General features: G+C 59.1%; 12 protein-coding genes, 4 tRNA genes and 1 pseudogene. 4 read left to right on the top strand and 13 right to left on the bottom strand.

The window, feature by feature from the left end; genetic code table 11:
• The first annotated feature begins 11 nt into the window (after positions 1-11).
• From hemC to hemY, 4 genes are read left to right on the top strand one after another with little or no spacing between them, the layout of a single operon-like run.
• A complete protein-coding gene (gene hemC / locus ACOWVD_RS19950) occupies positions 12-953 on the top strand; it encodes a hydroxymethylbilane synthase (RefSeq protein WP_004934233.1) in 942 nt (313 codons plus the stop codon).
• Positions 950-1,690 carry a uroporphyrinogen-III synthase gene (hemD, locus tag ACOWVD_RS19945; protein WP_049241578.1) on the top strand — a complete coding sequence of 247 codons (741 nt, stop codon included), beginning with the start codon at positions 950-952 and terminating at the stop codon, positions 1,688-1,690. The genes hemC and hemD overlap by 4 nt, the downstream gene beginning before the upstream one ends.
• 22 nt (positions 1,691-1,712) lie before the next feature.
• The gene (gene hemX, locus ACOWVD_RS19940) at positions 1,713-2,837 is read left to right on the top strand and encodes a uroporphyrinogen-III C-methyltransferase (RefSeq protein ID WP_049241577.1); all 1,125 of its coding nucleotides are present in this window, start codon (positions 1,713-1,715) and stop codon (positions 2,835-2,837) included.
• Positions 2,838-2,840: 3 nt separating this feature from the next.
• The gene (gene hemY / locus ACOWVD_RS19935; RefSeq protein ID WP_004934228.1) at positions 2,841-4,037 is read left to right on the top strand and encodes a protoheme IX biogenesis protein HemY; all 1,197 of its coding nucleotides are present in this window, start codon (positions 2,841-2,843) and stop codon (positions 4,035-4,037) included.
• Between the two features lie 429 nt (positions 4,038-4,466).
• On the opposite strand, the gene ACOWVD_RS19930 is transcribed toward hemY, so the two are convergent.
• The 13 genes and pseudogenes from ACOWVD_RS19930 to ACOWVD_RS19870 all read right to left on the bottom strand — a co-directional run.
• Positions 4,467-4,703 (bottom strand): hypothetical protein, encoded by a 237-nt coding sequence (locus tag ACOWVD_RS19930; protein WP_421079873.1) that lies wholly within the window; start codon positions 4,701-4,703, stop codon positions 4,467-4,469.
• 55 nt (positions 4,704-4,758) lie between these two features.
• Positions 4,759-4,835 (bottom strand) — tRNA-Pro (locus tag ACOWVD_RS19925).
• A 74-nt stretch (positions 4,836-4,909) separates the two neighbouring features.
• Positions 4,910-4,996 (bottom strand) — tRNA-Leu (locus ACOWVD_RS19920).
• A 41-nt stretch (positions 4,997-5,037) separates the two neighbouring features.
• A tRNA-His gene (locus ACOWVD_RS19915) sits at positions 5,038-5,113 on the bottom strand.
• A 63-nt stretch (positions 5,114-5,176) separates the two neighbouring features.
• Positions 5,177-5,253 (bottom strand) — tRNA-Arg (locus tag ACOWVD_RS19910).
• Positions 5,254-5,388: 135 nt separating this feature from the next.
• On the bottom strand, positions 5,389-6,792 hold the full coding sequence (thrP, locus tag ACOWVD_RS19905; protein ID WP_004934226.1) for a bifunctional threonine/serine APC transporter ThrP: 1,404 nt from the start codon (positions 6,790-6,792) through the stop codon (positions 5,389-5,391).
• Positions 6,793-7,157: 365 nt separating this feature from the next.
• Entirely contained in the window at positions 7,158-7,898 is a 741-nt protein-coding gene (gene wecG / locus ACOWVD_RS19900) for a lipopolysaccharide N-acetylmannosaminouronosyltransferase (protein ID WP_004934224.1), read from the bottom strand.
• A 14-nt stretch (positions 7,899-7,912) separates the two neighbouring features.
• Positions 7,913-9,280: an ECA oligosaccharide polymerase gene (gene wzyE / locus ACOWVD_RS19895; RefSeq protein ID WP_049242620.1), complete on the bottom strand. Its 1,368-nt coding sequence runs from the start codon at positions 9,278-9,280 to the stop codon at positions 7,913-7,915.
• Positions 9,277-10,362, bottom strand: coding sequence for a TDP-N-acetylfucosamine:lipid II N-acetylfucosaminyltransferase (locus tag ACOWVD_RS19890; protein ID WP_049242618.1), 1,086 nt, complete (start codon positions 10,360-10,362; stop codon positions 9,277-9,279). Before ACOWVD_RS19890 ends, wzyE begins: the two co-directional genes overlap by 4 nt.
• Positions 10,359-11,609, bottom strand: a complete 1,251-nt coding sequence (gene wzxE / locus ACOWVD_RS19885; RefSeq protein ID WP_049242614.1) for a lipid III flippase WzxE — start codon at positions 11,607-11,609, stop codon at positions 10,359-10,361. Before wzxE ends, ACOWVD_RS19890 begins: the two co-directional genes overlap by 4 nt.
• Before the next feature lies 1 nt (position 11,610).
• Positions 11,611-12,741: a dTDP-4-amino-4,6-dideoxygalactose transaminase gene (gene rffA / locus ACOWVD_RS19880; RefSeq protein WP_049242612.1), complete on the bottom strand. Its 1,131-nt coding sequence runs from the start codon at positions 12,739-12,741 to the stop codon at positions 11,611-11,613.
• Complete coding sequence (gene rffC, locus ACOWVD_RS19875; RefSeq protein ID WP_049242630.1) at positions 12,728-13,459, bottom strand: dTDP-4-amino-4,6-dideoxy-D-galactose acyltransferase; 732 nt, start codon at positions 13,457-13,459, stop codon at positions 12,728-12,730. The genes rffA and rffC overlap by 14 nt, the downstream gene beginning before the upstream one ends.
• Positions 13,437-13,571 (bottom strand): annotated as a pseudogene (locus ACOWVD_RS19870) (glucose-1-phosphate thymidylyltransferase); the annotation flags it as partial. The gene rffC and the pseudogene ACOWVD_RS19870, both read right to left, overlap by 23 nt.
• Positions 13,572-13,580: the final 9 nt, after the last annotated feature.

Raw genomic sequence — 13,580 nt, 5'->3', positions numbered from 1 at the left:
CGGTAACAAGCATGTTAGACAAAATTATTCGAATTGCCACCCGACAAAGCCCGCTTGCTCTTTGGCAAGCACATTATGTGCAGCAACGTCTGATGGCCTGCCATCCCGGCCTGCAGGTCGAGTTGGTGCCGATGGTCACCCGCGGCGACGTTATTCTGGATACGCCGTTGGCGAAAGTCGGCGGTAAAGGCCTGTTTGTTAAAGAACTCGAGCTGGCGCTGCTGGAAGGCCGCGCCGACATCGCCGTGCATTCGATGAAAGACGTGCCGGTCGATTTCCCTGCCGGGCTCGGTTTGACCACCATTTGCGAACGCGAAGATCCGCGCGACGCTTTTGTTTCCAATCGTTTCGCCTCGCTCGATCAGCTGCCGCAGGGCAGCGTGGTCGGCACCTCCAGCCTACGCCGCCAGTGCCAGCTGCGTGAACGCCGCCCGGATCTGATCGTGCGCGACCTGCGCGGCAACGTCGGCACTCGCCTGGCCAAGCTGGACAACGGCGACTACGACGCGATTATCCTGGCGGTGGCCGGCCTGAAGCGTTTAGGTCTGGAGCAACGCATCCGCAGCCCGCTGAGCGCCGAAGAGTGTCTGCCGGCGGTCGGCCAGGGTGCGGTCGGCATTGAATGCCGTCTCGACGACAGCGTCACCCGCGCGCTGCTGGCGCCGCTGAACCATGCGGCCACCGAAACCCGCGTACGCGCCGAGCGGGCGATGAATACCCGCCTGGAAGGCGGCTGCCAGGTGCCGATCGGCAGTTATGCCGAACTGGATGGCGACAGCCTGTGGCTGCGCGCCCTGGTCGGCGCGCCGGACGGCAGCCAGATGGTGCGCGGCGAACGCCGCGGCCCGGCCGCCGAAGCCGAACGGATGGGCGTTGAGCTGGCGGAAGAGCTGCTGGCGCGCGGCGCGCGCGAGATCCTGCGCGAGGTTTATCAGGGAAATCCGCCGGCATGACGATCCTGGTAACCCGCCCATCGCCTTCGGGGGAGCTGTTAGTGAGCCGGCTACGCGCACTCGGCCGGGTTGCCTATCATGCACCGCTGATCGACTTCGCCCCCGGCGGCGATCTGCCGAAGCTGCCGCAGGCGTTGCAGCAGCTTAGCGCCGGCGATCTGGTGTTCGTGCTGTCGCAGCATTCGGTGAGTTATGCCGATTCGGTTATCGGCCGCGCCGGGCTGAGCTGGCCCGCTCACCTGGCTTATTACGCCATCGGCCGCACCACCGGGCTGGCGCTGCACCGCATCAGCAGTTTGCCGGTGGAGTACCCGCGCGAACGCGAGATCAGCGAAACGCTGCTGCTGCTGCCGGCGCTGCAAAAGCTGGCGGGCAAACGCGCGCTGATTTTGCGCGGCAACGGCGGCCGCGAACTGTTGGGGTCGACGCTGAGCGAGCGCGGCGCCGACGTCAGCTATTATGAATGCTATCAACGCAGCCCGGTGCACTATGACGGCAGCGAGCAAAGCGCCCACTGGCAGCGCGCCGGTGTGGATACGCTGGTGGTGACCAGCGGTGAAATGTTACAACAGCTCTATACTTTAGTTCCTGATTACTATCGTTCTTCATGGCTGCTGCGTTGCCGCCTGGTAGTAGTGAGCGAACGCCTGGCTACCCTCGCCCGGGACTTGGGCTGGCGTACGATTCGGGTAGCTGACAACGCCGATAATGACGCGCTGATCCGCGCGCTACAATAATCTGACTATGGGATGTGCCACTATGACGGAACAAAATACCCCATCCGCCCCGGTTGAAGAGCCAACCACCGCGGTTGAGAGCTCCCAGCAGCCAGCCGCTGCCAGCCGCAAAGGCAAGAACACCGGCCCGGTGCTCGGCGCGATCGCTATCGTGCTGGTCATCGCCCTCGGCGCGGGCGGCTATTACCACACGCACAAGCAGGCGCAACAGCTGATCGCCGCCAATCAGGCGCTGCAACAGCAGCTTGAAGGCGTAAAGCAGAGCCAACAGCAGGAAAGAAATGCGCTGGAAGGCCTGCTGCAGCAGCAGGGTAAAACCCTGGACGCCGCCGATCGCGAGCAGGCGAATCTGGCGCGCCAACTGAGCGAGCTGCAGGAAAAAGTGGCGACCATCTCCGGCAGCGACGCCAAAACCTGGCTGCTGGCGCAGGCCGATTTCCTGGTGAAAATGGCCGGCCGCAAGCTGTGGAGCGATCAGGATGTGACCAGCGCCGCCGCGCTGCTGAAAAGCGCCGACGCCAGCCTGGCGGATATGAACGATCCGAGCCTACTCGACGTGCGCCGCGCCATTACCGAAGACATCAGCACGCTTTCCACGCTGACCCAGGTCGATTACGACGGCATCATCCTCAAGGTCAATCAGCTGTCCAATCAGGTGGATAACCTGCGCCTGGCGGACAACGACACCGACGAAGCGCCGATGGATCAAAACAGCAGCGAGCTCTCCGGCTCGATCGGCGAATGGCGGCAGAACCTGGCCAAGAGCTGGCGCAATTTCATGACCGACTTCATCACCATCCGCCGCCGCGACACCAGCGCCGAACCGCTGCTGGCGCCGAACCAGGACATCTACCTGCGCGAGAACATTCGTTCGCGCCTGCTGGTGGCCGCACAGGCCATCCCGCGCCATCAGAACGAGACCTACAAGCAGTCGCTGGAAACCGTCTCTACCTGGGTGCGCGCCTATTTCGACACCACCGACCCGGCGACCAAGGCCTTCCTTGAAGAGCTGGATAACCTGAGCCAACAGTCGATCTCGATGGATGTGCCGGATCAGCTGAAGAGCCAGCCGCTGCTGGAAAAAGTGATGCAGACCCGGGTGCGCAACCTGATGACCCAGTCCCCTGCCGCTCACCAGGAGGGTTAAGCCATGTTACGCGTGCTATTTCTGTTCCTGGTGGTGATCGCCAGCGTGGTGCTCGGGCCGATGTTAGCCGGGCATCAGGGCTATGTGCTGATCCAGACCGATAATTACAATATTGAAACCAGCGTCACCGGCCTGGTGATCATGCTGGTGCTGCTGTTCGTGGTGCTGCTGGCGATCGAATGGATCCTGCGCCGTATCTTCCGTACCGGCGCCCGCACGCGCGGCTGGTTTATCGGCCGCAAGCGCACCCGCGCGCGCCAGCAAACCAAAGCCGCGCTGATCAAACTGGCGGAAGGCGACTACAAGCAGGTTGAAAAGCTGATGACGCGCAACGCCGATCACGCTGAGCAACCGGTGGTGAACTACCTGCTGGCCGCCGAGGCCGCACAACAACGCGGCGATGACTTCCGTACCAACCAATATCTGGAGCGCGCCGCTGAAGCCGCCGATACCGATCAGCTGCCGGTGGATATCACCCGGGTTCGCATCCAGCTGGCGCAGGGCGAGAACCATGCCGCGCGCCACGGCGTCGATCGCCTGCTGAACCAGGCGCCGCGCCATCCGGAAGTGTTGCGCCTGGCGGAACAAGCCTATCTGCGCACCGGCGCCTACGCGTCGCTGCTGGAAGTGCTGCCGTCGATGCGTAAAATCGAGCTGCACAGTGAAGAGCAGCTGCAGGCATTGCAGCAACAGGCTTATATCGGGCTGATGAATCAGGCGATGGCGGACGAAGGCAGCGAAGGCCTGAAGCGCTGGTGGAAAGATCAGAGCCGCAAGACGCGTCACGAAGTGCCGCTGCAAATCGCGATGGTGGAGCACCTGATCGAATGCAACGACCACGAACTGGCGCAGGAGATTGTGCTCGACAGCCTGAAGCGCCAATATGACGAGCGCCTGGTGCTGTTGCTGCCGCGGCTGAAGTCCGGCAACCCCGAGCAGTTGGAAAAAGCGCTGCGTCAGCAGATGAAGCAACACGGCGCGACGCCGCTGCTGAACAGCACGCTGGGGCAACTGCTGATGAAGCACGGCGAGTGGCAGCAAGCGGCCGACGCTTTCCGCGAAGCGTTGAAACAGCGCCCGGATGCTTACGACTACGCCTGGTTGGCCGATACGCTGGAAAAACTGCATCGTTCGGATGAAGCGGCGCAGATGCGACGTGAGGGACTGATGTTGACGCTGAAACAGAACGGCGGCGAATAACGCCCTGCCAAAGTGAGAAAAGCGCGGCTCCGATGCCGCGCTTTTTTTTGCCCAGGGTTTTCTGTGGCGCAAAAAAAAACACTTGCCGTATGGCAAGTGTATAAAGAAGCAATCAGGTCTAGGACAACAGGGGCGGTGCCTCACTCAACGTTTTGCCCTGAGCGTGATGACGGGTTAGTCATCGTTCTCGTGGGCGATAGGCACCCTAAATCGGCTCTGCGTCATTCCCAGGGTTTATGAAGCCTAAGGCGAACATAAGAGGTGGAATGAGCATCTACGCTATAGATAATGCATTTGACGTGCCAACTTTTAGATTGAGCCCATTTCCAATAGGAAATTTAATTCAATGCATTGAAATATAAATAATTTATACTTCCTCCCCACCCTTCCTGCCTGATACCTCTCCCTGGCATTCCATGCCAGCGGCCGTTATAAGAATGTCGCTTCAAAACGACGGCTTAAGTCAAATCCATTTTTATCTTTTAAAATCAATAAATTATTTGTCTCAACCTGACGACAGCGCTGGATGGTCATGTCGCTGAAAACCAACATGCTCACAGGCAGGCACAAGATGCCAGCCCTCATGGATGCAAAAAGCCCGCACATTGCTGCGCGGGCCTGCCTTCTCGTCTCGCTTCGCGAGGCTCCTCCTGCGGAGGTACTCATCCTCATAAACTGCAGACGAAAAAAAACCTGCTTTAAAAAGCAGGTTTTTCGAATGTGGTCGGCGAGAGAGGATTCGAACCTCCGACCCACTGGTCCCAAACCAGTTGCGCTACCAAGCTGCGCTACTCGCCGATTTGTGTTGCTCATACTACCCGATTTATCAGACCGTTGTCCATATAAATCTTATATTTATCAGATATTTTGCGTGGTGCGAAGAGAGGGACTTGAACCCTCACGTCCGTAAGAACACTAACACCTGAAGCTAGCGCGTCTACCAATTCCGCCACCTTCGCACTGTCACAAAATACTGCTAAATCTTCACTTCATCAGGAAGTGGGGTGGCTAATGGGACTCGAACCCACGACAACTGGAATCACAATCCAGGGCTCTACCAACTGAGCTATAGCCACCATTACTACTTCTTCTTACTCACGCGGTAATATTACCACCGCAGCTCCTGCGCACAAACTTAATGGCGCGCCCGACAGGATTCGAACCTGAGACCTCTGCCTCCGGAGGGCAGCGCTCTATCCAGCTGAGCTACGGGCGCGTAGCGCCGTTGCGGGAGGGGATACTACGGATTTACGCCAATCCTGTCTAGTGCTTTTTCGCAGAAATGTTGCGTTTGATTACGCTTTGCTCACTCCTGCGCAGGAAAGCGCACTCCGTAGCCCCTTTTCACCGTTTATTGCCGTGTTTCTACCCGATTTTCAGCCGGATGATGTTTCTTATGCATGCCGAAAGCGAAGTAGCACAGGCTGACGCCCGCTAAGAAAATCGCCCCGACCAGCAGGGAAATTCGCGTATCCGGGTTGATTCCCATGCCGACCAGTACGCAAACCAGAAAAGCGATGGTCAGATAGTTCACATACGGGAACATGATCGACTTAAAGCTGTGGTTTTTGATCGCTTCCTTATGGGCGCGGCGGAAATAGAGCTGGCTGATCAGCACCACGAACCACGGCACCATGCCCGGCAACACGCTGGCGCTGTAGACATAGACGAACACCTGCTCCGGATTAGGGATGATGTAGTTCAGCGCGGAGCCCACCAACAGGCAGCCAATGGTGACGGCGATGCAGTTGACCGGCACGCCGCTGGCGGAAAGCTTGGTCAGCGCCGCCGGCAGTTGGCGATTCTTGGCCAGGGCGTACAGCATGCGGCCGCCGCTGTACATGCCGCTGTTGCAGCCGGAAAGCGCGGCGGTCAGTACCACGAAGTTGATGATGCCGGCGGCGGCGACGATGCCGATCTTGGCGAAGGTCAGCACGAACGGGCTGCCGGTGGTGCCGATGCCGTTCCACGGGAAGATGGTCACGATGACGAAGATCGCGCCGACATAGAAGATCAGGATGCGCCACAGGATATTGTTGATCGCGCGTTTCAGTGTCACCTGCGGGTTCTTGGCTTCCCCGGCGGTGATGCCCACCAGCTCAACCCCCTGATAGGACGCCACCACGATGCACAGCGCAAACAGGAAGCCTTTCCAGCCGCCGGCAAAGAAACCGCCGTGCGCCGTCAAATTGGCGAAACCGATAGGTTCACCGCCGTTGCCGAAGCCGAAGAAGATCACCCCCAGCCCCACCAGAATCATCACGATGATAGTGGTGACCTTGATCATGGCGAACCAGAACTCCAGCTCCCCATACAGGCGCACCGCCGCCAGGTTGGCCAGCGCCACCATCGCCACGGCAATCAGCGCCGGCACCCACTGCGGTATTTCCGGGAACCAGAACTGCACATACACCCCGATGGCGGTGATCTCAGAAATGCCGACGGCAATCCACATAAACCAGTAGCCCCAGGCGGTCAGATAACCGAAGTAGGGATTCATGTACTTATGCGCGTAAACGGCAAACGACCCGGCGACCGGCTCAAGGAACAGCATTTCTCCCATCGAACGCATAATGAAGAATACGAACAGCCCGGCGATGATGTAAGCCAGCAGCACCGATGGCCCCGCCCACTTCAGCGTACTGGCCGAGCCCATAAACAGGCCGACGCCGATGGTGCCCCCCAGAGCGATAAGCTCGATGTGCCGGGCCTCAAGACCCCGGTGTAGCCCTTGCGGTTTCTCTTTGTGTGCCATAAATCCTCAATAATTTTTCTCGGGTTGTGTTTGCCTGCCGGCCGCTGCCGGTCGTTATTGTCATTATTAAAAGAATAAATCATCCCCTGCCGATCGGACTGGCATCAACGGGTAGTCGGAGCGAAGTTACCGTGAGAAGGACATCGTTCAGCGCTGTCGCATCAGGCTTCAGCGGCCAGGGATAATTTCCGGGCGGTATCGTTTCGCATTTCGCCGCTATAAGCAAACCGCAATTTAAAACTTTATGGAATAAATGCGGCGGCGTTTAGGGCCGAGGGTTATAGATATGCGGGAGAAACGCACAAAAGCAGATTATTGGTACAGCAGTCCGGAGCGGAACAGCACTTTCCACCCCGGATGAGGGGTTACATCTTGCCGCTGTAGTAGTAGCCGACAAACTTCAACAGCTTCAACTGACGGCCGATGCGGCTGGGTTGGCTGAGCAGGCGGTAGAGCCATTCCAGACCAAGGTTCTGCCACACCTTGGGCGCACGCTTCACATGCCCGGTAAAAACGTCGTAGGTGCCGCCCACGCCCATATACAGCGCCTGCGGATGCACCTTGCGGCAGTCGCGCATCAGGATCTCCTGCTTCGGCGATCCCATCGCCACCGTCACGATAGCGGCGCCGCTGGCACGAATACGCTCGAACAGCGCTTCTCGCTGATCCGGTTTGAAATAGCCGTCCTGGCTGCCCACCAGGTTGACATTCCACTGGCTGCGCAGCTTCTGCTCGGTTTCCGCCAAGACTTCCGGCTTGCCGCCGACCAAGAAGACCGGCGTGCCTTCGCGGCCGGCGCGCTGCATCAACGCTTCCCACAGATCGGCGCCCGCGACGCGCGACACATCCGCCGCCGGGTATTTGCGGCGAATTGAGCGCACCATACTGATGCCGTCGGCGTACTTGTACTCCGCTTCATCCAGCAACGCATGCAGCGCCGGGTCCTCTTCCGCCTTCAGGATCTTTTCCGCATTCATCGCCACCAGCGTGCCCTGTTTGACCCGGCCGCCGTCGAACAGAAAGTCCATGCAATGCGCCATATCGCGAAAGCCCCACAGGCTGAAACCGCGCAGCTCATACTGCGGCACCGAAATCTTTGTTTCCATCGTTCTCATTACCCTTACAAAAGACCGTTGGCCCGAGGCGGAGACGCCAGCGCGCGGGCACGCGTCACTCTGGCCTTGATCAGCCCGGCGGTATCGAACAGCCAATACAGCAACTTCGCCAGCACCAGACAGGCGCCGAAAATAATGCAGAAGAACACCACGCGCGACACGAATGAGTCCACCCCTTCACGCGCCAACACGATCATGTTGAACACCGCGCCGAAGCAGAACCCCTGCAGAATGGCCGCCTTATAGCGGTTCGGCTCTGTTTTGCCCAGCTCATACAGCCAGTCGAACCACTTGATGATCATGCCCACCAGAATCGCGCCGAGCGGGATAAACAGCGCGCCGCCCATCACCACCAGCGAACCGATCAGCGTCGGCGAAATCGCCAGCCCGGAGTGGTTGTTCAGCACTTCCCAGGTGAAATAGTTGGCCGAGTTCAGCACCACGTCCGGCCGGCCCGGCCATAGCCAGGTTGGGATAAAGACGTAGAAATCACGCAAGATCGGCGCCAGGCCCTGGAAATCGATCTTGTCGTAATTTTGCAGCAGCAGCGCCAGGTTTTCCCACGGCGAGAAGGTATCGCGGGTCAGGTAGAGGAAGGTATAAAACGCTTCCGCGCCGCTGACGTCCAGGCTATAGCGCTTCAACGCCAGCCAGAACATGCCGACCACGCCGAATATGCCCGCCGCCGCCAGCATCCACAGCGTGATCCAGCCGCGCACGATGCCGATAAACAGGAACAGCGCGAAAGCGATGATGATATTGGCACGGGTGCCGCCGACGATCACGTAGGTCAGAATACCGAACGCCACCGTCGCCACCAGGAACAAAAACCAGGCGCGCAGATCCTGCCGCAGGAAATAGACCACCAGCATCGCCGGAATGAAGAAGTAGAAGAAACGCTTGAGCGCCACGCCGGACACATCGCTGGAGAAGATCTGGCTGTAGGAATTGAGCTTGAACAGCAGGAAGCCGTTCTGCATGAAGAAGATCCCAACGGTGCCGATCGCCACCAGCGCCAGCAGCACCCAGGTCATATGAGTCTCTACCCGGTTCATGGTGAACAGCGCCGCGCGCGGCTGAGTGCGGCGCTTGCGCAGCCGAGTCTTGTAAGTGACGTAATAGATGGCGTAAAACGCCGTCGCCGACAGCAGGGCGTACAACAGAAACTCCACCGGCACCACCTCGACGTCAAACTGAAACACCAGCAGACAGGTCAACGGGAAGCCGAAATAAAACGTCAGCAAATACAACAACGAGAATAAGACGTTGAAGTTAAAGCGCACGCGCCGAAACTCCTGATAGGTCAGCGTCAGGATAAACGTCAGGCTGACCAGATAGACGACGAATAAGCCGCCGAATTGCGCCAACGTCATGAGTGCTCTCCCGCCGCCAACGCCAAGGCTTGCTGCCAACCGTCGACATAGTTCGGATTGAAGAAGGCGATCGCCTGTTTATCCACCGCCGCCAGCTGACGCTGCGCTTCGCGCACCACCGCCTCGTCCAGCGAATCGCCGTAGAACAGCACCGGCAGGTGCTGTTCCGCCAGATCCTGCCAGAACGGGTTTTGCCGGCTGAGCACAAAAGGCACGCCGAACTGAATCAGCAGGCACAGGGTGCCAATCCCCTGCTGGCGATTGAAAATGAAATAGCCCAGATCGCAGGCGCGTAAAATATTGAGATAGTCCTCAAACGCCACCTGCTGCGTGAGCAGCTGCAGGTTTTTCTCGCCGAACAGCGGCAACCCGGCGACGCGCACTTGCTCGATGTAGGCGTCGTTATTGGCCGGATAGCCCATCGGCAGGATCACGCGCACGTTGGCGCCGAACTGCTGATGAATCGCCTGCAGCGCTTCGATATGCCGATTGCTGCGATCGCCGGAGTTGCCCACCAGAACCGTCATCGGCCCGGCCAGATTTTTCTCGACGTGAACGTCGGTCAGCGCCGGATCCATGCGGGTCGGGAAGTACAGCAGCGAGGCCGGCACCCGCGCATGGCGCTGCTGGTAGTGAATCACGTCGCCGCGAGTAGCAAACACATTCCCCACCCGCCCCTGCGCAATGCGGCGCAGCAGATAGAACAGCCGGAATTTCCAGCTGGTGGCGTCTTCATACAAATCGGCGCCCCAAATATGCCAACTGACCTGACGCGCCTTGATCTTGCCGCTCAGCAACGCCAGCCACAGCCCCGGATTGAACTGGCCGTGCAGGAAGAAGCGCGTCTCGCGATCGGCCTGGGCGCGGGCGATCACCGCCGCCGCCAGGCTCTTCTTGTCCGCGTAGGGCTTTATGTCCAGGGCGGGGAAATCCCCCAGTGCCGCCACATCCTTGGCCGCCACCATAAAATGCCGCGTCTGCTCAACCGGCAGACGCGGCGCCAGCACGTCGTTGAAGAAGCGCAGCACCGTCTGGTTATGATGCGGGATATCGGATCCCAGAACGTGAATCAGTGTGGTCATACTCGTCTACGATAAATAAGAAACACGCAGCTACAGAGCGCGAAATACACGATGTAGGTTGCCATATAGGCCTGAGCAGCTCCCAGCGCGCCATGCAGCGGGATCAGCCAGTGCGAGAACAGCGTCAGCAGCAGAAACTGGCTGACTTCCGTCAGGATATAGAAGCGCAGCGACGCTTTGGCGATCACCAGATAGCCGAACACATAAGCCCCGACTTTCAGCACGTCGCCCACCAGCTGCCAGGCAAACAGATCGCGCATAGCGACGAATTTGTCCGAGAACAGCAGCCAGATGGCGAAATCACGCAGCAACCACACCGTAAAGCTCGCCGCCGCTACCGCCGGCAGCACGAATTTCAGCGAGCGCACGATCTCCCGCGAGATGGCGCCCTTGTCCGTCAACCGCGACAGCGTCGGCAGCAGATAGACGGTAAACGAGGCGGTGATAAACTGCAGATAAGCATCGGAAATGCTGCTGACGCCCTGCCAAATCCCCACTTCATCCCAACCGTAATGCGCGGCCAACAGGTTACGCATCATCACGTAGGCCACCGGTAGCGTCACCGAGGTGATCAACGCCATGAGGGTGAATTTGCCGAGGTTGCCGGCCACCCCTTTGTCCCAGCGCGGAGCCAGGTAGCGCAGCGGCAACGTTTTGCGCCGCCACAGCATCAGCCCGGCCGGCACCACCACCAACGCCGGCACCAGCGCCAGCCCCGCCAGCGCGCCTTCATAGCCGCCCAGCTTGAAACACAGGTAATAAGCCACCACGCCGATCAGGCTGCCGCCGATCACCGCCAGCGCATTGCCCATCGCATCGCGATAGCCTTTAAGCACCGCCATGAACAGGTTGGCGTAGGCGATGCCCATCTGAATGAAAGCGACGGCGCGCACCACGCCGACGTACTCGGCATGCCCGAACAGCCCGATGCTGATCGGTTCGGCGGCGAACAGAAACACTAGCGCCAGCAAGGTCGAAAAACCCAGCACGATGCTCGATGCGGTACCGACCGCCAGGCGCAAACGCTGCGGATCCTGATGGTACTCCGCCACGTATTTGGTTATACCGTTAAAAATGCCCGCGCCGGACAGCACGCCCAGCACGGTGATCAACTGGCGAAAGTTACCCGCCTGCCCTACGCCGCTGGGGCCAAACGCCACCGCCAGCAGTTTCACCACCAACAGCCCCACGCCAATTTTGATCAGCGTGGAGCCGGCGGTCCATATCGATGCTTTTGCCAACGACATATCAGGCAAAGAAGCTCAGGATGGTATTGATTACCGTACGCTGATTGACATCAGACATATTGTAGAACAGCGGCAAGCGCACCAGGCGCGCACTTTCCTGCGTGGTGTAACGATCTTCACCGGCAAAGCGGCCAAAGCGTTCACCGGCCGGGCAGTCATGCAGCGGGATATAGTGGAACACCGCCATGATCTCGGCTTCCTTCAGATAACTGATGAAAGCCGTGCGATCGTCAATATCGCGCAGCTTGATATAGAACATGTGCGCATTGTGCACACAATCTGCCGGTAAGCTCGGCAGCTCGATGCGTCCGGCCTTCGCCAACGGCAGGAAACTGTCGTAGTACTTCTGCCACTGTGCCAAACGGCGCTGGTTGATGCGCTCCGCCACTTCCAACTGGCCCCACAGGTAGGCGGCCTGCAGGTCAGACATCAGATAGCTGGAACCGATGTCGCGCCAGGTATATTTATCGACCTGGCCACGGAAGAACTGGCTGCGGTTGGTGCCTTTTTCACGGATGACTTCCGCCCGATCGATCAGGGCCGGATCGTTCACCAGCGTCGCGCCGCCTTCGCCGCCGGCGGTGTAGTTTTTGGTTTCATGGAAGCTGAAGCAGCCGATATGGCCGATGGTGCCCAGTGCCTTGCCTTTGTAGGTCGACATCACGCCCTGCGCGGCGTCTTCCACTACGAACAGGTTATATTTCTTCGCCAGCGCCATGATGGTATCCATCTCGCAGGCAACGCCGGCATAGTGCACTGGCACAATCGCGCGGGTTTTATCGGTGATCGCCGCTTCGATTTTGGTTTCGTCGATGTTCATGGTGTCCGGACGCAGGTCGACGAACACCACTTTGGCACCGCGCAGCACAAAGGCGTTGGCGGTGGAAACGAAGGTAAAGCTCGGCATGATCACTTCGTCACCCGGCTGGATATCCAGCAGGATGGCGGCCATTTCCAACGACGCGGTGCAGGAAGGCGTCAACAGCACTTTCGCGCAGCCGAAACGCTGTTCCATCCACTGCTGGCAGCGACGGGTGAAACCGCCGTCGCCGCACAATTTGCCGCTGCCCATGGCAGCCTGCATATATTCCAGTTCAGTGCCAACAACCGGTGGAGCGTTAAATGGAATCATGTCTACCTCTGTATAGCCAGTACGCGGTGCTTTCAATCACGGCACCCTGTCGTTGATAGAGTCGTAATGCGGCGATATTGCCTGTCTGGGTCGCGACCCGCAGGCGCTGCACACCCTGGTGCCGGCAGGCCTCTTTGGCGGCGTTCATCAAGCGCGAACCTGTGCCCTTGCCCATCTCGCCGGGAAACGCCGCCAACAGGCCGATGCGCGCTTCGCTCTCGCCAATGTCGCGCAAGCTGACGAAGCCTTCAGGGCGTCCCTGACTATCCAGCGCTAATAGACACTGGCGGTCGAAAGTGCCTAAGACGGCTTTTTCGATCCACAGGGCATAAAACCGGCCGCTGTCGTCAGGTTGATACCAGGGCGCGCGAAATCGGCTGGCGCTGAAAACTTGCGCCGCTGCGGCGCGCAATGCCGGAATATCGGCCGCGGTCGCCTGACGAATCGCTTGTGTGCCGTGACTCGGCTCATCCGCTCGCCCGACATCGAGGTCCAAAACAAAATCGACTTCGCCCTCAACCAATCGGAATCCCAAATCGGCCAAACCATCCGCCAACGCAACGTGCTGCGCGGGGATCTTGGCCTGCACCAGGGCGTAAGCCGCCACATCGGCCTTGGCAAGCGCCGGAGCCGAGGGCGAGAAACTGAGCTTCGCGCTGTTGAGCGCGAAAAACTCGCTTTCCCACGCTAAAGGCTCAATACTGGCGTGGACGCGCATGCAATAGATCCAGTAAATATTTGCCATATCTGGCTTTGGACAGCGGCTCAACGGCGCATTTCACGCCGTCATCATTCAGACAGTCATTACGCCAAACACACTCTTCCAGGCAAACGAAGAT

It is taken from the genome of Serratia sp. SA088 (assembly GCF_049065515.1).
Taxonomy (GTDB): domain Bacteria; phylum Pseudomonadota; class Gammaproteobacteria; order Enterobacterales; family Enterobacteriaceae; genus Serratia; species Serratia nematodiphila.
The sequence above is the reverse complement of the archived record's forward strand: the minus strand, read 5'-3'. Positions and strand labels throughout refer to the sequence as shown.